The following is a 21,062-nucleotide window of genomic DNA, read 5'->3' as shown; positions in this document are numbered from 1 at the left end:
TATTTCAGTCTCCTGAAAACATTTACTCGGCGGGCTTCCAGCTAGGGTATGCACCGCCGCCACCTGCTCGCCTCCCTCGCTGGCAGTGCCCTCTCGCTCTCGGGATGTCTTGGCTCCGAGGCCGTTGGCACTCCGACGACAGCGAACGACCCAACCACCAGTGACGATACACCGACGAGTGACGACGATACGTCCCCGAACGAGGACGACGAGGAGTCTACGAGCAACATCACACCTACCAGTGAGTCCGTCACGGTCCATTCGCTCGACGTTCGGCGAACGATTGTCCATCGCGGTACCCACAAAGACCCCTACTACGAGCCAGACGTTCAGTTCGTCGTGGCCGACGCGTCTATCGGAGAACGAGACCATCTCTTAGGGTTCGCCGTCGAGAAGGCGTTTGCAGTCGTGGCCGACGGTGAAGCCGTCGATACGGAGGTGTGGTCTCCGCTAGAACCGCTACACAGCGAACCGGCGGGTATCCAGATTGCGTTCGCCGTCCCCGCCCCGCTCGACGCCGACGGCGTCTCGCTCGTCTGGACCGGGGAAGTCGGAGGGGGAGACGAACGAAGGTGGTCGTTCGACTCGACGCACCTCGACGCGCTCGCCAACCCGCCAGCGTTCGAGGTCCGGAACTTCGAGGTCCCTGACGAGGTGGAACGAGGGGCAGTCTTCGACGTGGAATTTACAGTGGAAAACGTCGGTCACGCAGACGGGACCTTCCTCGCGGAACTCGGTGCGACGGTCATTTCGGACACGCCTGAGGTCACCGTCGATGTGCCGAAAGACGAGACTGTCACGGCGACGCGAACGCTCAGTCCGTACTATCCCGAGCGGGCGGACGACTTCACTGTGCAACTGAACTGGGGGTCGTCGTCGCTGGAACAGACCGTCGATGTGACCCAATCCACATGAAACTCACTCGCCGTCAACTCCTGACTTCGGGGGCGACGACTGGTGCAGTGTCGCTCGCTGGCTGTACCGGTGGCTGTGGCGGTATCCCGTTCGTCGGAGCGAACATGCCGCACGACGGGGTACTCGCCACTGAAACTGCGAACTCAGTTCCCGAGGAAGCGACGAGTATCGAGTTCTCGCAGCTGCCAGCACAGGAGCAGTCACTGGTTCGGACGGCCGTCGAGGAAGGTGTCGCCCGAGCGTGCATGCGTGACGACACCGAATCGACCGAGGCACTTAGCTCGTTCGCGGACCGCGTGACTCCAGAATCGTCGTCTCTCCGCTACGAGGGTGAGTACTACCTGCTCTACGTACGAATCGAAGACATGGTCTTTGCGGGGTCGGCAGACCCGCCAGAGGGGGACGCGAACCCCTGCTGTTAGAATCTCACTCGAACTGCTTGTCGAACTGCCGTTGCTCGCGGCGGACGCGCTCGTCGCTCACGCCCTCGTCGTCCATCAACTCCTGCAACCGCCGTTCGTACTCCGCTTCGCCGATTTCGCCCTCGACGTAGCGCTGTTTCAGTTGGTCGATGCGGTCCTCAGTGGTCGGTTCGACGCGCTCGGAGAGGCCGACGGATTTAGCTTCAGGGTAGTAGTTCTCGACCTTGCGGGCCATCCGCGCCAGTCGGTCGTTGCGGGGCATCGACGCCTGCTGTGCGATGGCGACGGAGAGGCCGACTAGGAGTCCCGCCACGACGAGTCCGAGCAACACGTCGATGACGATGTACGGTGCGGCGGCACTGAGCAGGACGAAGGCGAGCGGCGTCCCGCCCGTCGCCGACCCGAGCGCGGAGAGCGCAGCCAGCATACCGAGCAGACTGACGCCGACGAGTGCGAATATCGTGAGGAGCAGTCCCACGAGCATCGCCTTGACCTTCGAGTCGCCTAGCAGTCCCATTGCCTGGGAGTAGTTGGGGCGAATACTTCAATCCGTCTCCACGGGGTTGTGTTCGGATACGCAGTTTTTGATTGGTCAAATTGAATAGTACCGAATCGTCGCCTACGACACCGGATTCGAGACCTCTCCGCGGGTCAGCTTCCACCAGCCGACCCCGAACGCGGCCAGCGCGACCACTCCGACCCCCGCAACTACGCCAGTTCCGTAGGCCGCTGTCGCGTCGGCTAGCCATGCGACGACCATGTCGATGGGTGCTTTCTCGTCAGCGTTGCCGTACACCAACCAGACGAGCGCGGCGTTGTAGACGAGCCAACCGCCCGCGGAGTAGAGGGTGAACTTTCCGAGGTGCATCCGCGCGAACCCGGCGGGAATCGAAATCGGCGTCCGAACCACGGGAACGACGCGACCCCAGAACATCAGGCCCTCGCCCCACCGTTGGAACCACGCCTGACTGCGCTCGATTTCGGATTCGGGCAGTTTGACGATGTGGCCGTACTCGCGCAGGAACTCTTCGCCGCTGACCCCAAACAGGTAGTAGGCGACCAGACTGCCGAGTATCGCGCCGACTGTCATGACGCCGACGAAGAAGGCGAACGACGCGGGGTCGTCCACGAGAAAGACCGCAGTGGCAGGAATGATAATCTCGCTCGGCACGAAGTGGATTATCCACGCGGTTTCGAGGATGATGAAGACGAACAGCGCGGCGTAGCCGTACTGGTGGACGAAGTCGAGCGCCGCCTGCGTCAACCACTCGAACATCTACTCGGCAGTTCGTGGTTGATGCTCATATACTTCGGGCCTGCGGCAGGGTGGAAAATTCGCAGTAGCGTTACTGCCCCACGCTCAGTCGTGTCTAAAGCAACGCTGACCAGTGAACACCATCGCCATGTCGTGTTCCTCGGCGGCCTCGATTACGTCGTCGTCGTTGACCGACCCGCCGGGCTGAATTACGGCCTCGATACCGGCTTCTGCCGCGGCCTCGATGCCGTCCGGGAACGGGAAGAAAGCGTCGCTCGCCATGACTGCGCCCTCTGCGGACTTGCCGTCGGCGTCCTTCTCGGCTTTCATCTTCGCGATTTCGACGGCGTCCACGCGACTGACCTGTCCCGCGCCGACGCCGACCGTCTCGGTTCCGTCGGCGAACAGAATCGCGTTCGACTTGACGTGTTTGATGGTCTGCCACGCGAAGAGGAGCGATTCGATTTGGGCGTCGGTTGGCTCCTTCTCGGTGGCGACTTCGAGGTCCTCGCGGGTCGGTGCTTGCAGGTCGCGCTCTTGGACGAGGTGGCCACCGACGAGGTCCTTCTCGGTGGTCTGCTCCGAAACCTCGCCGAAGTCCTCCTCGCTTCCCACGTCCAGCACGCGCAGGTTCTTCTTCTCCCGGAGCGTCGCCAGCGCGTCGTCAGTGTAGCCCGGCGCGACGACGACCTCTTTGAACGAGTCGATTATCTGCTCGGCGGTTGCCTCGTCGCACTCCCGATTCAGGGCGACGATGCCGCCGAAGGCGCTCTTGGCGTCCGTCGAGAGCGCGTCTGCGTAGGCCTGTGAGAGAGACTCTGCGGTCGCACAGCCAGCGGGGTTGGTGTGCTTGATGACCGCTGCGGCCGGGCGGTCGAACTCCTTGACCAGATTCAGCGCGGCGTCGGCGTCGTTGTAGTTGTTGTAGCCCATCCCCTTCGCGCCCTCGTTGAGTTGTGGCGCGCCGACGACGCTGGCCTCCTCGCAGGTCGCGTCGGCGTACAGCGCGGCGTCCTGATGCGGGTTCTCACCGTATCGCAGGTCCGAGGCGCGGTCACTGGTCTGCACCTGTCGTGCGGGGAACTGGCCGTCCTCGTCACCTTCGACTCGGACTGTCTCTCCGTCTACCTCCAACTTGCCCTCCGCGAACCACTTCACGGCGCGCGGATACGCCTTGAACTCGCCCTCGTAGAGGACGCGCTCTTTCAGGTCGCTCTCGTCGTCGCCCTCGTACACTGGAATCGGCTCTTGGGTTACGATTGGTCCGGCATCGACCTCTTCGGTGACGACGTGGACAGTGCAACCGGTGGTCTTCACGCCCGCATCGACGACCTGCTCGTGGGCGTCCATGCCGGGGAATGCGGGGAGTAAGGAGGGATGGACGTTCAGCGTCAGCGGTGCGCCGTCTAAGAATTCGTCGGTCAGCACGCGCATGTAGCCGTCGAGGCAGACGAGGTCGAAGTCGTACTCTTCGAGCGCGTCCAAAATACGACGCTCGTGACTCGCTCGGTCTTCGCCGTCCTTGCGCTCGACAACTTCCGTCGGGATTCCGCGCTCCTCGGCGTCGTCCAGAACGGGCGCGTCTGCGTCGTTGCTCAGCACGACTCCGAGTTCTGCGCCGCCCGGAGCGCGGTCGGCGACGTTCAGCAGGTTCCGACCGCGATTGCTCGCCAGTCCAGCGATTCGGGTCATGATCGAAAGCGCGTCGGCGCGAAGGAAAGGCGTTGCGGTTGCAGACGAAGAAGTGTGCAAAAACATGCTTAAAATTGAGCTCTATTCTTGTCTTGGGAGCCTGAGTATGCACGACTGTGCCACCTTCGACCGACACGCTTTTGCCTCGCGCCCCGGCAGTGTCGGGCATGAATTCGCTGTACGCCGTCTCGCCGCTGGACGGCCGGTACGCCGGTCGCACCGAACCGCTCCGCGACTACGCGAGCGAGGCCGCACTCATGCGCGCTCGCGTGCAGGTCGAAGTCGAGTACCTGATTGCACTCGCAGAGTTGGACGCGACACCCCTCCAACTGGACGCAGACGACGAGCAGTTCCTGCGAACTCTCTACGAGGAGTTCGACGAGGAGGACGCACAAGTCGTCAAGCAAATCGAGACGGAAGGCTACAAAGAGTACTCCGCGACCAACCACGACGTGAAGGCAGTCGAGTACTTCATCCGCGATGCTCTTCCAGAAGGCCTCGAAGCGGCCTCCGCGTGGATTCACTTCGCACTGACCAGTGAGGACGTGAACAACCTCTCGTATCGCCTGCTCGTGAAGGGCGCGACAGAGGACGTTCTCCTGCCAGAACTCCGAGAAGTTCGAGACTCCCTTACCGACCTCGCCAGCGAGTACGCCGACGTGCCGATGTTGGCGCGTACCCACGGCCAACCCGCGACCCCCACCACGTTCGGCAAGGAGATGGCTGTCTTCGCCGCCCGACTCGGTCGGGCTATTGGGCGAGTGAAAGACGCTCGTGACGGCTTGCAGGGTAAATTGGCTGGTGCTTCCGGAACCTACGCCGCCCACCACGTCGCCTACCCGGAAGTCGAGTGGCCCGCCTTCGCCCGCGAGTTCGTGGAAGGCCAACTCGGCTTGGAGCAGGCACCGGCGACGACGCAGGTCAACCCCTGTGACGACCTCGCAGAACTGTTCGACGCGCTTCGCGGGGCGAACAACGTCCTCCTCGACCTCGACAGGGACGCGTGGCGCTACGTTAGCGACAAGTACCTCGGACAGGAGGCCACCGAGGGCGAGACCGGTTCCTCCACGATGCCCCACAAAGTCAACCCTATCGACTTCGAGAACAGCGAAGGCAACCTCTCGAAGGCGAACTCGGACCTCGTGTTCTTGGGCGACTACGTCACCTCCTCGCGACTCCAGCGGGACCTCTCGGACTCGACTGTCAAGCGTAACATTGGTGCAGCGTTCGCCTACTGCCTGCTGGGCTACGTCAAGCTACAGGCGGGTCTCTCGAAGGTCGTCCCGAACGAGCAAGTCATGCGCGACGAGTTGGAAGCCACGCCGGAGATTATCGGAGAAGCCGTCCAGACGATTCTCCGACGTGAAGGCCACGACGATGCCTACGAGCAAGTGAAGGAGTTGACCCGCGGACGGCGGGTGACGTTGGAGGATTTCCGGGCGTTGTTCGAGCAACTCGACGTAGACGACGAGACCCGCGAGGAGTTGCTGGCGCTGACGCCAGCGGGGTATACGGGGGTTGCTGGGGAGATGGCTGAAGACTTCGACTGAATCTTCGACCGTGATTCTCCCGTCTGGAAGCCGTAGAAACCGTGGTTAGACAGGCGAGTCGGTCGTCTCTGTCTGGGAAGTCGAGTTGTTCTCATCTGCCCCTAGTCTCGCCGTCCGCCGTTCGATGGACGGGTGAGTCTCCAGCAGTGCATCGAGGACGTTGTGTTCTCGTCGGAGCAGGTTGTGTTCGCCCAGCGCGTCGAGTGCCCCGGCCATCGCAGTCGCACTCTCGGCCGTTGCGGCTTGCCGGTCTGCGTCGTACTCTGTCCACCGCGAGGCCGCGGCGAGAGCCAACCAATAGGGGATACCGACCACGACCGCTAGGAAGAGACTCCAAGCGGATGCTTCCGCAATCGTTGCGGCGATTCCGACCACGAGGAGTCCAGAGACGACCATCCGGACGAGGAGATGTCCACGATGAAAGTGAGCGAACTCGTGTTCGGTGACTGCTCTAACTTCTGTGGCGGTGAGTTCGTCGAGGAGAAAATCGGTGAGATAGACGCGTCTGAAGCCCGGAACGACGCCGACGGCAAACCCTTGACTCTCTTTCACGTCACTCGCGTTCACGACGCGGATTGGAACGTCGCGGTCGGCAGTCTCCCCGAGTCGTTCGCGTTCGTCGGCATCGAGCGGACGACTATCGTTCAGGCGTTCGAACACCCACGGGGAACTCACCGCGTAGATGGTATATGCGACAGCAGTACCAACGACGACGGCGATACCCGGTGACAGCGTCATCCCCAACACGAAGAGACCGAATTTCGGGGCCACGGTTGCGACGTATCCGCGCGTCGTATTTCGTACTCCCGACCACGCAGAAACTTCGATGTCTTTCAGTTCACGCCACGCGGGGAGCATCGCCAGCGAGACGGTGAGATACCCCAATAGGGCGGGGCCAAACACGACGCTCGCGTAGAACAATACGTCCTGCACTGCCGTCGAACCCAGTACTGGAATCTGCTCGGTCAACTGCGCTAAGATGGCCAAGACCCCTGTCGGGACGCCGACGAGTACCATCACGACCGCGAAGAGAGCACCGAGAAAGAAATTTCGTTGCCGGAGTTTCGTGGCCGCCGCTACTGGTTCATGACGTACTGCACTTCTGGCAGCCAGCCGAGCGCAAGCGTAGCCGCCGAACAACACGAGTCCGTAGAACAGGACGATTGGACGAACCGTTGCTACCACATTCATCGAACGACATGTTGTCTGCCACCACTACATAAACTATCTGCTATTTCAGGGATTCGACTCGCTCTGCCACCTGAACGGAGCCGTACGCAGTTCAGAACGTCACGTACATTCAAATACCAGAACGGGACCACGCTCGGCGTGTGAACTGGAGTAGCTTCCTCACCTTCTACGTCGGCGTCATGCTGTTCTTCGCGACGTTCGCCACTGGCATCGGAGCGTTAGAATACGAAGTCGTCGCGTCGGGACCCATCGACTACACTCCCCACGAGTTGAACGGGTTCGGGACCTCCGAGGTTCGGTCCTTTCAGTACGACAAACTGGACCCGCGCGACCAGCGAATCGTCGATAGCGCAATCGCAGGCGACAGACTCGTCTTCAGAGCGCCGGGGAACAAGCCGACCGGCGTCCATCAAGGCGACTTCGTCGTCAGGCGAGACGGAAATCGCTATCTGGTCGAAGAGAACCTCTTCTTCAACTACGAGACGAAGTTCGCCGCGGCGTCTGGTGGGTTCGCCCTCCTCGGACTGTGTTTCGTCGGGAAAGCGGTGCAGTGGGAACACTGCTGACCCGTCAACCATCGCTCCGACAGCGACAAAGTACTTACTATCTGAACGACACGACTCATGTATGAGTTCTGACCACCCCGACGACAGCTTCGGTTGCGAGAAGTGCGGCCACCAGAGCGCCAGCACCGACGAAATCTCGACGACCGGCAGTGGTCTCAGCAAGATGTTCGACATCCAGACGAAGAAGTTCACGGTCGTCTCCTGCGACAACTGCGGCTACTCGGAACTGTACCGCGACGTCGGAAACCGCGGGAGTGACGTGGTAGACGTGTTCTTCGGCTGATTTTGGCAGTGGTCTGAACTGCTCGGAAGATGTGATTTGTCTTCGAGCACGATACCACTCAACGAGAAAAAAAGGTGGCAACGGAACTGATATGTGACAAGCGATACACGTCTCCGCTATGAAATCGTGGCACATGCTTCTGTTCTTTGCGGGTGTCTTTCTCCTGACGGGGGCAGTCATCTCGGGAGTCGGCGCGTTCGAGTACGAGGTGAAGTCGCTCGGAACGGTCGAGACGGTTCCGGACGACACGAAGGAACTCGTCGCGTTCGAGTATCTCTCCGACCGGGACCAGCGGCGAGTCGCCCGCGTCATCGAGGGCGAGCGACTCGTCTACCGCGACCCCGGTGAACTGCCAGGGTCCCGCAAGGCGAAAGGGAAGATAGCCGTCGAGCGGGACGGCGAGACGTACCTCATCACGCGGCGCGTCTTCTTCAACTGGCGCACGTCGTTCGGCATGGCGTCGATTGCGATGGCACTCGCTGGTCTCGGTGCGACGTTCGAGTCGATTCGGCGACACCACTTCCCGAATCGACGACTACTGCCCGCGAGATTGGCGCGATAACAGTCCCACAGAATTCTCAACGAAGAAGAGTTTGTAGCGTCCCTTCGACCGCATCGGCGGCCGCTTCGACTTCCGAGACGCGCACGTACTCGCGGGGTGCGTGGGCGACTGCGCCCTCGTCGTCGGCCAGCACGCCCGGTCCGAACACGACTGTCGGCGCAGACTGAGCGAAGTAGGAGGCTTCCGTCGCCGCTTCGAACGGTCGAACCTCGCCGCCGCTCGCGTCGGCGAGGGCACGAACGACTGCCGAATCCGTTGGCGTCTCGAACGCCGCCAAGAACGGCGTGTCGCGCTCTGCGAGCGCGACTTCGACGCTGGCGTCGCCGCCGACGGACGACGCGTCGGCGAGATGTGCTCGAAGATGTGCCTCTAAGGACTCGCGAAAGCCCTCGGCAGTTTCGGGGGGTACGCTCCTGCGGTCTACGACGAACGAGCAGTCTGCCGGGACTTGATTCGTCGCCGTCCCGCCTTCTATCGTCGTCGGGGTGAGCGTCGCTGCGCCGAGCGACTCGCTCGGCGCGGGCGCGTCCTCGCGTTCGGAAAACGAGTCGAGCGCCGCCAAACAGTCGCCAGCGGCCCGCAACGCGTTAATTCCCTCGTGCGGTTCGGCGGCGTGTGCGTTCGCGCCGCGAACGCGCACTGTGGCCTGAAATCGCCCCTTCGCGGCGTTGCACACGTCGAGATTCGTTGGTTCGCCGACGACGACGGCGTCCGGTTCGGGGTCGAAGTCGAGCGCCGCCGCACCCGTCGAGTCAGTCTCCTCGTCGGGCGTGACGGCGAGCGTTACTTTTCCCCGCTCTGGCTCTACTGTGAGGAAAGCAGCGAGCAGCGCGGCGAGCGGTCCCTTCGCGTCGCAGGACCCTCGCCCACGGATTACGTCGCCGTCGCGCGAAAATTCGACGTGCGGCGGCACGGTGTCGATGTGCGTGTTTAGCACGACGTGGGGGCCTGCATTCCCTGAATCACGGACTGCTATCGTATTTCCGGCGCCGTCTACCTCGACGGGGACGCCCTCGGCTTCGAGCGTCTGAACGAGCAACCCGCGCATCGCTGTCACGTCCTCGTGGGACTGTATCTGCACGGCGTCTTCGAGGAACGAAATCGGGTCGAAGGTCGTCTCGGTGCCAAAGCTCATGCTCGCGTGACGCGCCGTGGCTTCGGCGTCGAACTCACTTCCCCCTCGAACTCGCGCTCGGCGGGGCCTGCGAGGACCGCTTCGTTCTCGTCGGTGACAGTCACGTCGAGGCGACCGCCTGGCGGGAAGACGGCGGCCGTCGGTCGCTCGATTCGACCGAGTCGCCGGGCCGCGGCGACGATGGCGACTGCACCGGTGCCACACGATTGGGTCTCGCCTTCGACGCCGCGCTCGTAGGTTCGCTGGTCGAAGCTTCCGTCCTCGCGTCGAGATGCGAGGGTGACGTTCGCACCGTCCGGGAACACGTCGGCGTTTCGAACTGCGGGCGCGACCGATTCGAGGTCTACGTCGGCTACGTCGTCTACGAACGCGACGGCGTGCGGGACGCCCGTATTCACGGCCGTCACTTCGAGACCTTCGACTTCCTCCGCGACGATGGGGTACTCCCTTTCGGCACCGAGCGGCACGCCCCGAGCGTCGAACGAAACGTGGCCCATCTCGATGGTCACGCGCTCGCCGTCGATTTCGGCCCGGCGGGTGCCCGCCTGCGTGTCGAGCATGACGGTGTCTGCGCCGGTTCGCTCGGCGGCCCACTTGGCCGCACAGCGCGCGCCGTTGCCGCACATCTTGGCAGTCGAGCCGTCTGGCTGGACGAGCGTCATCACCGCACGCGGCGGCGAGAAGCGCGGTTCGAGCGCGAGGAAGAGGACGCCGTCTGCACCGACGGACTCGTCCGTCGAGCCTCCGGTCGCTCCACTCCCGGAGACCCCTACCCCATCGCGTCTGTCACACACCTCCCGGGCGAACGCGCCCCGGTCCGGGACGTACTCGTCTGCGTCTACAATTACGAAGTCGTTGCTGGTTCCGTGGTACTTTTCGTAGGAAATACTCATCGTTGGTCCTCCTGTTCGAGTCTCGTTACGTCCGCATTCGTCTCGCGTCGGCGCGCTAGTCTGGCCTCGCCGCGTGCCAGTACGACCGAGGCCGGGCGCGGACGCGAGTTGTACTGGCTGGCCATCTCGTAGCCGTACGCTCCGGCATTGCCGATGGCCAGCAGGTCGCCACGCTCCGGCGCGGCGAGTTCGTGGTCGCCGAAGGTGTCCGCACTCTCACAGACCGGTCCGGCGACCGTGACCGTCTGCTGTCCACCCGACCGACTGAGGTTCCGAATCTCGTGGTGGGCGCCGTAAATCGCTGGACGCGCCAAGGTCGTCATTCCCGCACCGACGCCGACGACTGTCGCGTCTCGGGCGTCCTTTACCGTGTTCACTGCCGTGAGCAAGACGCCAGCGTCGGCGACGAGGTACCGGCCGGGTTCGACCGTGAGCGTCGCCGACGACAGGTCGCCGACTGCCTCTCTGGTAGCTTCGGCGACCGACACGAGGTCCAGCGGGTCCTCGCCGGGTCGGTACGGCACGCCGAAGCCTCCGCCGATGTCGAGGAATTCGAGGTCGCCGACTTCACGTGCGAGGTCGCCCATCCGGGCCACGAGTTCGCGGTGGGCCGAGAGGTCCTCGCCGGAGATGCCGCTCCCGGCGTGGGCGTGGAGACCGACGACGTCGAAGTTCTCGCGCGCATCTGCGACCAGTTCGGGGACGCGCTCTATCGGCACGCCGAACTTCGCGTCCGCGCCGGTCGCCACCTTCTCGTGGTGGCCCGCGCCGACACCGGGGTTCACGCGGACGCAGAGTCGGCCGGAGTAGTCGCGCTCGGCCAGTCTTTCGACCGTATCCTCCGCACCCGCAGTAATCGTGATAGAATGCTCATCAGCAATCTCGACGGCTCGGTCCAAGTCCCGTGCGGGCGGGTTGACGGCGGTGTACTGTACCCGCTCGCCCGGTACTCCGGCGTCGATTGCCCGCTGGAGTTCACCCGCGGAGGCACACTCGATGCCCGCGCCTTCGTCTGCGAGCGTCTCCAGAACCGGCCGACAGGTGTTGGCCTTCGCCGCGTAGTAGACGTCCGCGTCGGGAAACTCGACGGCCATCCGGCGGTAGTTCTGGCGCACTCTGTCGAGGTCGAGGACGTACAGCGGCGTGTCGTACTCGTCTGCGAGGTCGCCGAGTCGCTCGGCGGACCAGTCGGCGAGTCGTCGAACCGGGGGATTCGGGGCGGCCTCGACGGTCATTCTCGTAACGCCTCCTCGCGTTCGGTGCCTTCGAGCGTCGTTGCTTCAACGTCCATGGCGACGACCGCGGGCTTGTACGCTCCGCCGTCGAAGAGGTCGTGGTCGCCGACCGAGGATTCCACGAATCGAGTGAACGCGCGGCGTTCCGGCGGCAGTTCTCCGTACAGAATCTCCTCTTCGACGAGGTCGTACACTGGAATTCGGGGCGTGAGAAGGGTGTTTTCCGCGACAATCGAATTTTCGCCGACGACGAAGCCCGAGGTTACCCGACAGCCAGCGCCGAGCGAGACGCCGTCTTCTACGACGACCGGCGCATCCTCGACCGGTTCGAGGACACCGCCAATCAGGGTGTTCGCGCCCAACTTCACGTCCGCGCCGATTTGGGCGCAGGAGCCGACCGTGTCGCAGGAGTCCACGAGCGTGCTGTCGCCGACGTAGGCTCCAATATTCACGAAACTTGGACTCATCATGATGCAATCGGCACCGAGGTACGCACCGCGCCGGAGGACGGTGCCGTCCGGCGTGTTTCGGGAGCCTCTTTCTGGCAAGTCGCCCGTCTCGCGCAGAGGAAGCACGTCGTGGTAGGCAACGTCACCGTACTCTCTCGCCTCGATTTCGCGCAGGCCGAAGTTGAGCAGGATGCCCTGCTTGACCCACTCGTTGGCTTCCCAGTCGCCGTCGCGAGGTTCCGCGGCCCGAACCTCGCCCGATTCGAGCGCGTCGAGGAACGCGTCGAGACTGTCGAGCGCGTCCGTACTTGCTGATTCTGCGGAGATGTCTCCAGCGTCGTACCGTTGCCAGAGGTCCGAAATCTCGGATTCGAGGCTCATTGTTCACCTCCGAGAACGTCCGCGAAGTCGTACCACCCGGGCTGTCGGCCAGCGAGCCAGACTGCCGCGTCGAGCGCGCCTTCCGCGAAGACGCCGCGATTCTCTGCTCGGTGGGTGAGTCGGACCTCTTCGTGCTTGCCAGCGAGCAGGACTTCGTGTTCGCCAGTGACGTTGCCCGCTCGGCGTGCGTGGACGCCGATTTCTCCGGGTTCGCGGGGTTGGTCGCCTTCGCGGCCGTGAACGCGCTCGGTCGTTTCCTCCCTCGCGCTCTCTATCTCGTCCAGAATCGTGTTTGCAGTCCCGCTCGGGGCGTCTCGCTTGCCGTTGTGGTGGGTCTCGGTGACCTCTACGTCGTAGCCCGGCAGGTCGGCGACGGCCGACTCGACTGCGCCCAGCAGTGCCTGCACGCCGCGCGCGAAGTTTGAGGCCTTCAGCACGGGCGCGTACTCTGCCAATTCGCGGAGTGCCGCTTCGCCCCGGTCGTCGAATCCGGTCGTGCCGACGACGCTTGCGACGCCCGCCTCGGCGGCGACGGCGACGTAGTTCTGGGAGCTTTCAGGCCCGGTGAAATCGACCAGCGCGTCCGGGTCGCGCTCGCGGAGTAGCGCGTCGAACTCCTGGGTGGGGGCGACGGGGACGCCCGCGACAGCATCGTCCCCGCCCTCCGGGTCGCGGTTGACCGCGGCGGCGACTTCCACGTCCGCTCGGGCGCTCGCGGCGTCGATGACGGCTCGCCCCATCCGTCCAGTTGCGCCCGTGACTGCGACACTCACACTCATACGTGTACCCCACTCGGTTCCTCGGATAACTCGGCGAGGATACCCGCAAGTTCTGCCCGGTACTCCTCGGAGAGGCGCGTCAGCGGCGAGCGCAGGTGCGCCGGACCGTAGCCCCGAATCTGCATGGCTTCCTTCACCGGAATCGGGTTCGTCTCCACGAACAGTGCGCGGAACAGCGGCGCGAGTTCCTCGTGAACCTCGCGGGCGGAGGCGAAGTCGCCAGAGTTGGCGGCCCCGACCAGTGCGCCGAACCGCTCGGGTTCGACGTTCGCCGTGACGCTGATGACGCCAGTCGCACCGAGCGACTGCATCGGAAGCGTCAGCGCGTCGTCGCCCGAGAGGACGGAGAACGCTTCGTCACGGGTGCGCTCGATGACTTCACCGATTCGGCTGAGGTCCCCGCTCGCGGCCTTGTAGCCGACGATGTTCTCGTGTTCGGCGAGCGAGGCGGCCGTCTCGACTTCGATGTTGCGACCGGTGCGAGACGGAACGTTGTAGAGAATCTGGGGCAAGTCTATTTCGTCGGCGACGGTTCGATAGTGCTGTTCCATTCCCGCCGGTTCGGGCTTGTTGTAGTACGGTGAGATGAGCAGGAGGCCGTCGGCCCCGGCGTCTGCCGAGCGATGGGAGAGTTCCAGCATCTCGCGGGTCGAGTTGCTTCCCGCGCCAGCGATAACCGGTACGTCAACGGTCTCGACCACTGCGCGAACGACTTCGACGTGTTCGTCGTGGGTCAGCGTCGCGCTCTCGCCGGTCGAACCGACGGCGACGAGGCCGTCTACGCCCGCCGATTCGAGTCGCTGGGCGTCCGCTCGGAGTTGGTCGTAGTCTATCGCTCCGTTCGCGTCGAACGGTGTAGTCATCGCGGGGTAGACCCCGCGGAACGGTTCGTCTGTGGATGTAGTGTGTGTCATCTGTCGCTTTCGGATGTGTGGTGAAATCGTCGCGCGGTGCAGAAGTCGAAGAGGGCCCGCGACGGAATCGCCAGTTCCGCCGTGAACCTATCAGTACGCGCGTTTTGTGGGTTTAAAACCGAAAGCGGTCGGGACGCCACCAGCTGGCCGAGCCTGCTGGCCAGTCGCGGTAGCGCCGAACGTCATGTGACAGAGATTCTGCTGCGCCAACTTAGCTCTTGTGCCGAGTGCGAAACCTGCCGTCTGGTGTCGGCGAATTATTATTAGGTAACAGATACCACACTTCGCATGGTCAATTGGCAACTCATCGGTCGCTGTGGCACGCGCTACACCGTCGTTTACGGTGGTCTGACTGCCGCAGTCGTTGCCCTACTCGGCTCACCGATGCTACTACTCGGACTCGTCTGCGTCGGCCTCGTGCTGCTGTTGTTCGTCGCCGGTGGGACCGGAGAAGTGCGAATGGGCACGGCGATGGCGAACGCCGACGCGGCGGGCTACAATACGGCCGTGGTAGACCCTGTCGAGGACGACCTGCAAGCGAAGGCGATGGATGGCGACATCAAACTGCTGTTCTACGGAGTCGGACTGGTAGTGTTCGGATTCGGTGCGCTCGTGGCAGTCGCCGGACTTACCTAAGGTGGTTTTATCACTCTCCCGAGCGAAGGAAAATCCAATGCTCGTCCTCGGAGACGCCCACGCCAGCGACCCCGACAACAGGCGCGCGCTCTTCGCCGCCTACCGGGATTCTGGCGAGGACGTCGCGCTGCAACTCGGTGACCTCATCTACTACGACCTCCCGATTCCGACCTACTTCATCGCGGGCAACAACGAAGATTTCGACGTCATCGACGCGCTCCGTCACGGCCGCCTCGAAAGTTCGAGCGTCCAGAACGTCCATCTGCTCGCCAGCACCGCCGCGGAAGTCTGTGGTCTGCGCGTCGGCGGCCTCTCTGGCAACTACGCACCGACGCAGTTCGACAGGCCGCGGACGAACCTCCACGGCGAGCGGCGTCGCCACTTCGTCAAGGAAGACGTAGAGAAAGCGAAGCAACTGGAAGACATCGACGTGATGCTGACCCACGAGGCTCCCCACGGACTGCCGGTCTCGGAGGACTACGACGTTGGCTGTCAGTACATCGACGAACTGCTGGAAGCGGTCGAACCGGACCTCTGTCTGGTCGGCCACCACCACGAACACGCCGAATCGACGTTCGGTGACACGCGAGTCGTCGGCATCGCGCCCGCGTGGGAGCGGTACTACCATCTCGACCCGGAGACGCTGGAACTGACGAGCCACGAGACGCCGTCTGCTTGATTTCGAGATTTCATTTAGTGGCGTGAGTCGGTGTTTCTCCATCGAAAGCGACCGCGATTTCAGTTCGTTCAGCAACTGCCACCGCGACTTCAGTGACTCACGCAACTGTGACCGCTTCTAATTCCGGTGCAAATGATACCGCACCACGTCCCACCCAACCGACTCGCTTCGCTCGTCCGTCGAAAGACTTCGCTTCGCTCGTCTTTCGAGCCTTGGCTCACGTCCGTTCGCCAAGACCTCGCGCGAACCGGTCGCGGCACATGGCCGCGACCCCACGGGCCACCCGGATTGTGGAAACACGTGACACTGGTCAGACTACCCGGCGCGTGCTGGAGCGACTTCATGCCGCGCCAATGCTCGTGCGAGGGATGAGTAACGCAACACAGGCGACGCAACCACCTTTGGTCGCGTCGTCCGAACCTGAGCAATGCAGTCGAGTGTAGTGGCGTGTGGTTGAGGCGGTGCTGTGCGGTAGTCGCACCAGCGCACAGCAGACGCGAGAAATCCGCGCGTTGTGCGCGCTAATTTCGAGTGTCGATTTTTAGTCCAGATTTTTTCGAGTGCCGAGGGACTCCGTCCCTCGAACCATGCGAATAGCGCGGAACGACGTTCCGCGGACCGTGCGAGCGGCGAAGCCGCGAGCAGACGGCCTACGGCCGTGAGCAGAGAGTGGTCGCAAAGCGCGGCGAAGCCGCGCACAGCGACCCGACGAGAAAAAAGGTGGTTGTTATTTAGGTCCGTAGGTTCCACTCTCGCGTATGACAGAAATTCACCCGAACCAGCGTGTCGCGGTTCTCGCCGACGCGCAAAACCTCTACCATACGGCACAAAGCGTCTACAGCCGTAACATCGACTACTCTGCTCTCTTGGAGAAGTCCGTGCAGGACCGCGAGTTGACGCGCGCCATCGCGTACGTCATCCAAGCCGACAGTCCCGACGAGGAGCGGTTCTTCGAGGCGTTGGCAGACATTGGCTTCGAGACGAAAATCAAGGAACTGAAGACGTTCGGCGACGGCACGAAGAAGGCCGACTGGGACGTGGGGATGAGCCTCGACGCCGTGACGCTTGCCGAACACGTCGATACGGTCATCCTTTGCACCGGCGATGGGGACTTCTCGCGGCTCTGCTCGCATCTTCGACACGCAGGCGTCCGTACCGAGGTGACGAGCTTCAAAGAATCGACGTCCGAAGAACTGCTGGAGGCCGCGGACGCGTTCGTGGACATGTCCGAGCGACCCGAGACGTTCCTGCTTTAGACCGAGCGAGTTAGACCGGGCGGCCGTCTTCGCCGTCCGTGCCGATGAGGAGCGCGCCTGCCGCCATGGCGAGCGTCGCCGCGCCTGCTGCGAGGTTGGTCATGAGACCCCACTCGCCAGCGACTGCGAAGATGAGGACCGACGCCGCCAGTAGGAGTACTGCGCCAAGTTGTGTTTTCATAGTAGCTAAGCCTAATTGCTCGAAGATTATAAATCGCACTCAAACCGCCAGCGAGAGTTATGATTAATAATGATATTGTCTTGGTTTGTCGTGGTTCGTGGTACCAACCAACACTCCCGGCGACGAGGACGAAGTCTTTTCGAGGCCCGGACCCAATCGCCGGGAAATGAGTACCCAAGACGCCCACGAGGACCTACCCGCGCTCCGAACGACCGCCGACTACCAGTTCGGGGCGGGCGTCGGCGACGCCCTGTTCCCCGAGGAGGAACCACTGGAGGTCGAACGGTCCTCGACTGGGCGGCCACAGCAGGTCCACGCCGAGGGCGGCCGACTCGTCACTTATGGCACCGACGGGCGATTCACACTCGGCTTGGCAGGCGGTCACCGAGTACTGGACGCTCTCGACGCGCCCGCTGGCCGAGTCGTCGTCGGCGACGAGAGCGAACCGTTCGTTCGCGACGGCAAGAACGTCTTCGCCAAGTTCGTCGCGGAAGTCGGCCCAGAAATCCGGCCCGGCGACGAGGTCGTTGTCGTCCACGAAGACGGTGCGCTCCTCGCTGTCGGCCGCGCAGAACTCTCCGCCGACGCGATGGCCGACTTCGACACCGGGATGGCTGTGATGGTCCGGAACGGTGCTGGTGATGCGGAATAGAGCAGTTTCGGCCGATTGACTTCCCGCCAGTTTTGCCCGACCGATTTTGTGCGGTCGAACTAGCGACTCCACCGCGAGCGATGCGAGGCGCGCGAAGCGCGCCTCACTAAGCGAGCGCGTCCGAGGAACCGTCGAAGGAGCGCGCTCTGCGCGCTCCGTAGGCGGTGACGACGTGATTTTCATCAACGTTTTGCCAGCGGGTGGTCGCCAACGGCGACCCACCCCGCAGCAAAAGGTTGTTCGTCAGCCTTATTTTGCCAGCCTCCGACGGTTCGAGTATGTTTGGAGGAGGCGGCGGCGGAGGACTCAATCCGCGTAAGATGCAGCAGATGATGAAGCAGATGGGCATCGACGTAGACGAACTCGATGCCGAGGAGGTCATCATTCGGAAGAGCGACGGCGAGGAACTGGTCTTCCAGAACCCCGACATCACGGTGATGGACGCGCGCGGCCAGCAGACGTACCAGGTCGTCGGCGACCCCGAGTCCCGCGAGGGGACTGCAGGCGCAGTCGAGGACGCCGACGAATCGGACGACGCTGGTAGCTCCGGTGACTCGGAGATCCCCGACTCGGACGTCGAAATCGTCGCGCAGCGAACCGGTGCGACCGAAGACGACGCGCGTGAGGCCCTCGAAGAAGCCGACGGCGACCTCGCGGCGGCAGTCGAGCGTCTAGAGTGACGGTCCTGTTGGTTCACGGCGACCGAGAGTACCTGCGGAAACCGGGCGAAGAGTTGCAGACCGACCTCGGCGTGCTGGACGTCCCCGAAGACGTCGAACCCGGCCAGACGTTGGAGACGCATCTGGGTGAACCGTTCGAGGTGCGACGGCTTCGCGGTCCCGACCTGTTCAACCACTTCGAGCGAACCGGCGCGCCGATGATGCCCCGCGACGTGGGCCTCATCGTCGGCCACACCGGTATCGGACGCGGCGACCGCGTCCTCGACGCCGGAACTGGGACGGGAGTGCTGTCGGCGTATCTCGGTCGAATGGACGCCGACGTGACGACGTACGAACGCGACCCCGACTTCGCAGAGGTCGCGCGGCGGAACATGGAACTGGCAGACGTAACCGACCGCGTGGACGTGCGGGTCGGCGACTTGACCGAGGAGTTGGACGACCTCGTCGCGGGATTCGAGGACGACGACGGCTTCGACGTGCTGACTCTCGACACCGGCGACGCCGCCGAAGTCGTCGCTCGTGCGCCGGACCTGCTCTCTCGCGGCGGCTATCTCGCGGTGTACTCACCGTTCGTGGAACAGACCCGCGAAGCAGTGGACACCGCGCGCGAGGTCGGTCTCGCAAACGTCGAGACGTTGGAGACGATTCAGCGCGAGATGGACTTCGACGACCGTGGCTCTCGGCCCTCGACGGCGGGCGTCGGTCACACCGGCTATCTCACGTTCGCCCGGCGGCCGTAACGTCGGCGAAGACTCGGCGCAACGCTTTGCAACGATTCTCCAGTCTCTTTTGCATGGGGCTACTACCGAGTAGGTAGTGGAATTCGACCAGAAGCCTCCGCATAACAAAGCCCGATTCTATCCAACGAGGAGGTAGCGATTGAGGACGTCTATGACATCTACACAGCTACAGGTCGGACTGCTCGTCCGTGGCGACGACGTACCGGCGTGGCAGGCACGTGCCGTCGAACAGTTACTCGCCCGGACTGACGCCGAGGTGACGCACGTCGTTCTCAACAACGAGTCGAACGAGCAGGGCGTCGGCCACTACTTCCAGCGACTGCGCGAGAAACCCCTGTGGGCACCGGTCGGGGCCGCGCACATGCTGCGGGGGCCACCGGAGTACCTCCGCGCTCGTCAGTTGTCGTCCATCGAGGGGCTGGGCCAACCGGAGCTAGTCGAGTGCGAGGCGGAACCGGCCGAGGGATTCGGCAGTCTCGTTCCCGAAGAAGGGGTTGAGGCACTCGCGGAGACTGATGTCGGGGTCCGGTTCGGATTCGGTTTCGTCAAAGGTGACGCGCTCACCGCGCCAGAACACGGCGTTCTGAGTTTTCACCACGGAGACCTGCGAGAGTATCGTGGCCAACCCTGCGGATTCTGGGAGTTCCTCCACGGCGAATCGACGGCGGGCGTCACGCTCCAGCGAATCTCGGAGACGCTCGACGGCGGAGAAATCGTCGCCTACGAACCGGTAGACATCGCCGACGCGCACACGTGGGGCGAGATTCGACGGCGACTGTTCGCCACCTCCGAGGGGATGCTCGCCACGGGCGTCGAGAACGTCGCGAGCGGCCTCGAACCGCAGTCGCCCGACGAACTCGGCGACCTCTACTACATCCCGGAAGGCGGTGACGTGGTGAAGTACGTCGTAAAAGAAGGCGTTGGAAGAGTTCGGAACGTCGTCGGGTAGGCCGTGTTTACTCGGGGTAGAAGTGGGGCATACACAAAATTTCTCGAATTCTGTGTTGACCATCGGCGCGCGCTGGCGTCTGCGTGAACGAAGTGAACGCAGGCTCGTGGGAGCTTTGCTCCCACGGCGAAACCCCGAAGGGTGTTTCGCCGAGCCTCGCGCGAGGGATGAGAATCACAGCGCGGAAGACGCGACCCGAGGTGGTCGCGCCTTCCGGACCCGAGAATCGCGGTCGGTTGGGGAGGCGTGTGGCTGAAGCGGTCGCGGTGCGGTGCCGAAGTCGCACCAGTACGCCAACGATACGAGAACGCAGCGCGTGACGCGCTGCGTTCTCGTATCGCTTTTTTCATCGACGTTTTTTCGAGGAGTGGTGCCGAGCGCCGCTTCGCGGCGCGTCGGCACCCGACGAGAAAAAAGGTCGCGGTTAATTGTCGTCTTCGCGCCACTTGTGGCTGCACTCGGTGCAGATGAAGAATCGCGTCTCGCTCTCGTCGGCCGCCCGAATCTGTTGCATGTACCAGCGCGCGCGGTCGTTGCCACACTCAGGGCAGTGTGCCTCGGTGGTCGGGAGCGCGCTCTCGGAGTTCTCGTCGGTTTCGATGACCTCGCTCGCCTCTTGGTCTTCGGTGAGGACGTACTCGGCGTCGGGGTCCTTCGGCGTCTTGTGGCCACAGCTACCGCAGACCCACAACTCTTCTTCGGCTTTCATCATCGAGCCGCACTCGTCACAGAATTCCATCGTTGGCACGGCGTAGCCGACGCGACCAGTTAAGCGCCCTGTTTTATCCCTCACCCTCCGACTGGTACGGCTCGCCCACCGCCTCCCGCGGCAGGGCGTTGTTGATTTCGTCCGCCAGTTCGTCCATCGCTTCGAAGCGCGTCTCCGGAACGTTGCTCACGACCTCGCCCAGATTTCGCTCGCCGTCGGCGAGCAGCAGCGTCACGTCTTCGAACTCCCCTGCGGCGTCGTCGCGGGTCGTCGGGTACGAAAGCTCCGAAAGCACGTCGTCCACGCGGCTGAGTTTGACCTCCCGTCCCATGCGAGTCGCTACGACGGCACCCGACTT

At 63.3% G+C, this 21,062-nt stretch carries 26 protein-coding genes; 13 read left to right on the top strand and 13 right to left on the bottom strand.

Features of this window, described 5'->3' with window-relative positions; genetic code table 11:
- The first annotated feature begins 48 nt into the window (after window positions 1-48).
- Both F7R90_RS12505 and F7R90_RS12500 read left to right on the top strand, forming a co-directional pair.
- Window positions 49-915: a hypothetical protein gene (locus F7R90_RS12505; protein ID WP_158057758.1), complete on the top strand. Its 867-nt coding sequence runs from the start codon at window positions 49-51 to the stop codon at window positions 913-915.
- Complete coding sequence (locus F7R90_RS12500; protein WP_158057757.1) at window positions 912-1,337, top strand: fimbrial protein; 426 nt, start codon at window positions 912-914, stop codon at window positions 1,335-1,337. The genes F7R90_RS12505 and F7R90_RS12500 overlap by 4 nt, the downstream gene beginning before the upstream one ends.
- Before the next feature lie 4 nt (window positions 1,338-1,341).
- Here the strand turns inward: F7R90_RS12500 and F7R90_RS12495 are convergent, their stop codons facing one another.
- The 3 genes from F7R90_RS12495 to purH form a co-directional block, all read right to left on the bottom strand.
- The gene (locus F7R90_RS12495) at window positions 1,342-1,854 is read right to left on the bottom strand and encodes an SHOCT domain-containing protein (protein WP_158057756.1); all 513 of its coding nucleotides are present in this window, start codon (window positions 1,852-1,854) and stop codon (window positions 1,342-1,344) included.
- A gap of 102 nt (window positions 1,855-1,956) precedes the next feature.
- The gene (locus tag F7R90_RS12490; RefSeq protein WP_158057755.1) at window positions 1,957-2,613 is read right to left on the bottom strand and encodes a DedA family protein; all 657 of its coding nucleotides are present in this window, start codon (window positions 2,611-2,613) and stop codon (window positions 1,957-1,959) included.
- A gap of 84 nt (window positions 2,614-2,697) precedes the next feature.
- Entirely contained in the window at window positions 2,698-4,284 is a 1,587-nt protein-coding gene (gene purH, locus F7R90_RS12485) for a bifunctional phosphoribosylaminoimidazolecarboxamide formyltransferase/IMP cyclohydrolase (protein WP_158057754.1), read from the bottom strand.
- 167 nt (window positions 4,285-4,451) lie between these two features.
- Between purH and purB the strand changes: the two genes are divergently transcribed.
- Window positions 4,452-5,834 (top strand): adenylosuccinate lyase, encoded by a 1,383-nt coding sequence (gene purB / locus F7R90_RS12480; RefSeq protein ID WP_158057753.1) that lies wholly within the window; start codon window positions 4,452-4,454, stop codon window positions 5,832-5,834.
- A gap of 45 nt (window positions 5,835-5,879) precedes the next feature.
- On the opposite strand, the gene F7R90_RS12475 is transcribed toward purB, so the two are convergent.
- Window positions 5,880-7,025 (bottom strand): M48 family metallopeptidase, encoded by a 1,146-nt coding sequence (locus tag F7R90_RS12475; protein WP_158057752.1) that lies wholly within the window; start codon window positions 7,023-7,025, stop codon window positions 5,880-5,882.
- A gap of 140 nt (window positions 7,026-7,165) precedes the next feature.
- Here F7R90_RS12475 and F7R90_RS12470 point away from each other — a divergent pair, with 140 nt between their 5' ends.
- From F7R90_RS12470 to F7R90_RS12460, 3 genes are all read left to right on the top strand, one after another.
- Complete coding sequence (locus F7R90_RS12470; RefSeq protein ID WP_158057751.1) at window positions 7,166-7,591, top strand: hypothetical protein; 426 nt, start codon at window positions 7,166-7,168, stop codon at window positions 7,589-7,591.
- A 61-nt stretch (window positions 7,592-7,652) separates the two neighbouring features.
- Entirely contained in the window at window positions 7,653-7,874 is a 222-nt protein-coding gene (locus tag F7R90_RS12465; protein ID WP_158057750.1) for a zinc ribbon domain-containing protein, read from the top strand.
- Window positions 7,875-7,992: 118 nt separating this feature from the next.
- On the top strand, window positions 7,993-8,436 hold the full coding sequence (locus F7R90_RS12460) for a hypothetical protein (protein ID WP_158057749.1): 444 nt from the start codon (window positions 7,993-7,995) through the stop codon (window positions 8,434-8,436).
- Between the two features lie 16 nt (window positions 8,437-8,452).
- Here F7R90_RS12460 and F7R90_RS12455 read toward each other — a convergent pair whose 3' ends face one another.
- From F7R90_RS12455 to dapA, 6 genes are read right to left on the bottom strand one after another with little or no spacing between them, the layout of a single operon-like run.
- On the bottom strand, window positions 8,453-9,571 hold the full coding sequence (locus tag F7R90_RS12455; protein ID WP_158057748.1) for a M20 family metallopeptidase: 1,119 nt from the start codon (window positions 9,569-9,571) through the stop codon (window positions 8,453-8,455).
- Complete coding sequence (gene dapF, locus F7R90_RS12450; protein WP_158057747.1) at window positions 9,568-10,464, bottom strand: diaminopimelate epimerase; 897 nt, start codon at window positions 10,462-10,464, stop codon at window positions 9,568-9,570. The genes F7R90_RS12455 and dapF overlap by 4 nt, the downstream gene beginning before the upstream one ends.
- A complete protein-coding gene (gene lysA, locus F7R90_RS12445) occupies window positions 10,461-11,699 on the bottom strand; it encodes a diaminopimelate decarboxylase (protein ID WP_158057746.1) in 1,239 nt (412 codons plus the stop codon). Before lysA ends, dapF begins: the two co-directional genes overlap by 4 nt.
- Complete coding sequence (locus F7R90_RS12440) at window positions 11,696-12,529, bottom strand: 2,3,4,5-tetrahydropyridine-2,6-dicarboxylate N-succinyltransferase (RefSeq protein ID WP_158057745.1); 834 nt, start codon at window positions 12,527-12,529, stop codon at window positions 11,696-11,698. The genes lysA and F7R90_RS12440 overlap by 4 nt, the downstream gene beginning before the upstream one ends.
- Window positions 12,526-13,308, bottom strand: a complete 783-nt coding sequence (gene dapB / locus F7R90_RS12435) for a 4-hydroxy-tetrahydrodipicolinate reductase (protein ID WP_158057744.1) — start codon at window positions 13,306-13,308, stop codon at window positions 12,526-12,528. Before dapB ends, F7R90_RS12440 begins: the two co-directional genes overlap by 4 nt.
- Window positions 13,305-14,222 (bottom strand): 4-hydroxy-tetrahydrodipicolinate synthase, encoded by a 918-nt coding sequence (gene dapA / locus F7R90_RS12430; protein WP_158057743.1) that lies wholly within the window; start codon window positions 14,220-14,222, stop codon window positions 13,305-13,307. Before dapA ends, dapB begins: the two co-directional genes overlap by 4 nt.
- A gap of 288 nt (window positions 14,223-14,510) precedes the next feature.
- Here dapA and F7R90_RS12425 point away from each other — a divergent pair, with 288 nt between their 5' ends.
- The 3 genes from F7R90_RS12425 (at window position 14,511) to F7R90_RS12415 (ending at window position 16,793) form a co-directional block, all read left to right on the top strand.
- Window positions 14,511-14,858, top strand: a complete 348-nt coding sequence (locus F7R90_RS12425; RefSeq protein ID WP_158057742.1) for a hypothetical protein — start codon at window positions 14,511-14,513, stop codon at window positions 14,856-14,858.
- 1 nt (window position 14,859) lies between these two features.
- Window positions 14,860-15,537, top strand: a complete 678-nt coding sequence (locus tag F7R90_RS12420; RefSeq protein ID WP_158057741.1) for a metallophosphoesterase family protein — start codon at window positions 14,860-14,862, stop codon at window positions 15,535-15,537.
- 758 nt (window positions 15,538-16,295) lie between these two features.
- On the top strand, window positions 16,296-16,793 hold the full coding sequence (locus tag F7R90_RS12415; protein ID WP_158057740.1) for a LabA-like NYN domain-containing protein: 498 nt from the start codon (window positions 16,296-16,298) through the stop codon (window positions 16,791-16,793).
- Window positions 16,794-16,803: 10 nt separating this feature from the next.
- On the opposite strand, the gene F7R90_RS22235 is transcribed toward F7R90_RS12415, so the two are convergent.
- Entirely contained in the window at window positions 16,804-16,974 is a 171-nt protein-coding gene (locus F7R90_RS22235) for a hypothetical protein (protein WP_192498304.1), read from the bottom strand.
- Window positions 16,975-17,140: 166 nt separating this feature from the next.
- Here F7R90_RS22235 and F7R90_RS12410 point away from each other — a divergent pair, with 166 nt between their 5' ends.
- From F7R90_RS12410 to F7R90_RS12395, 4 genes are all read left to right on the top strand, one after another.
- A complete protein-coding gene (locus F7R90_RS12410) occupies window positions 17,141-17,626 on the top strand; it encodes a PUA domain-containing protein (RefSeq protein WP_158057739.1) in 486 nt (161 codons plus the stop codon).
- A 278-nt stretch (window positions 17,627-17,904) separates the two neighbouring features.
- Window positions 17,905-18,306, top strand: a complete 402-nt coding sequence (locus F7R90_RS12405) for a nascent polypeptide-associated complex protein (protein ID WP_158057738.1) — start codon at window positions 17,905-17,907, stop codon at window positions 18,304-18,306.
- The gene (locus tag F7R90_RS12400; RefSeq protein ID WP_158057737.1) at window positions 18,303-19,046 is read left to right on the top strand and encodes a tRNA (adenine-N1)-methyltransferase; all 744 of its coding nucleotides are present in this window, start codon (window positions 18,303-18,305) and stop codon (window positions 19,044-19,046) included. The genes F7R90_RS12405 and F7R90_RS12400 overlap by 4 nt, the downstream gene beginning before the upstream one ends.
- A gap of 151 nt (window positions 19,047-19,197) precedes the next feature.
- Window positions 19,198-19,995: a formyltransferase family protein gene (locus F7R90_RS12395; protein WP_158057736.1), complete on the top strand. Its 798-nt coding sequence runs from the start codon at window positions 19,198-19,200 to the stop codon at window positions 19,993-19,995.
- Window positions 19,996-20,419: 424 nt separating this feature from the next.
- Here F7R90_RS12395 and F7R90_RS12390 read toward each other — a convergent pair whose 3' ends face one another.
- Both F7R90_RS12390 and F7R90_RS12385 read right to left on the bottom strand, forming a co-directional pair.
- Window positions 20,420-20,734, bottom strand: coding sequence for a transcription factor S (locus F7R90_RS12390; protein WP_158057735.1), 315 nt, complete (start codon window positions 20,732-20,734; stop codon window positions 20,420-20,422).
- 43 nt (window positions 20,735-20,777) lie between these two features.
- Entirely contained in the window at window positions 20,778-21,035 is a 258-nt protein-coding gene (locus tag F7R90_RS12385; RefSeq protein ID WP_158057734.1) for a DUF5789 family protein, read from the bottom strand.
- Window positions 21,036-21,062 lie beyond the last annotated feature (27 nt).

The organism is Halorussus halophilus (genome assembly GCF_008831545.1).
GTDB lineage: Archaea > Halobacteriota > Halobacteria > Halobacteriales > Haladaptataceae > Halorussus > Halorussus halophilus.
This window is presented reverse-complemented; position numbering and strand designations above follow the sequence as displayed.